Source organism: Pseudomonas sp. KB_15 (assembly GCF_052114525.1).
GTDB lineage: Bacteria > Pseudomonadota > Gammaproteobacteria > Pseudomonadales > Pseudomonadaceae > Aquipseudomonas.
In genome coordinates, this window is record NZ_JBFREX010000181.1 from 1 (window position 1) to 489 (window position 489).

Sequence of the window (489 nt, forward strand, 5' to 3'; positions counted from 1 at the left end):
CAATGACGGCCTGCTGCGCGTAGTCCGGACCGATCCAATGCCGCCTCCCCTCATCTACTCGGCCGTGTATCGGCAATCCGGTTTCTCGCGGGCCCTGGATGTCATCTCAGAAACGGCTGGCAATGTATGCAATTTCAAGCGGGGACCCTATGACCTTGCGGAAAGGCGGGTACGCATGATGCGGTAAGACAGCGCACGCGAATCGCTCTTATCGGGACGCGATCCACACGCCGTACGCCACAGCAATCCACGCCGCCTCGCGGCTCACGTGTGACAGACTGGTGCTTTCCAACGTCGCCTTGCGAAGACCCCCGTGAACCTCCGAAGCTTCCAACCAGGCGATGAACCAGCGTTGTTCCGCGTGTTCTTCACCGCCATCCACGAAATCGCCGCCAGGGACTATTCCCCCGAGCAAATCGCAGCCTGGGCGCCAGCCGACTTTGACATGGCCCTATGGGCACCGCGGGTCCAAAAGCTCCGGCCCTTCGT

General features: G+C 61.3%; 1 protein-coding gene. It reads left to right on the plus strand.

The genetic code is table 11. The features are described 5' to 3' along the window. Window positions 1-187: hypothetical protein (locus tag AB4Z35_RS30345; RefSeq protein ID WP_442101207.1), on the plus strand; the 187-nt coding region annotated here is incomplete at its 5' end. Window positions 188-489 lie beyond the last annotated feature (302 nt).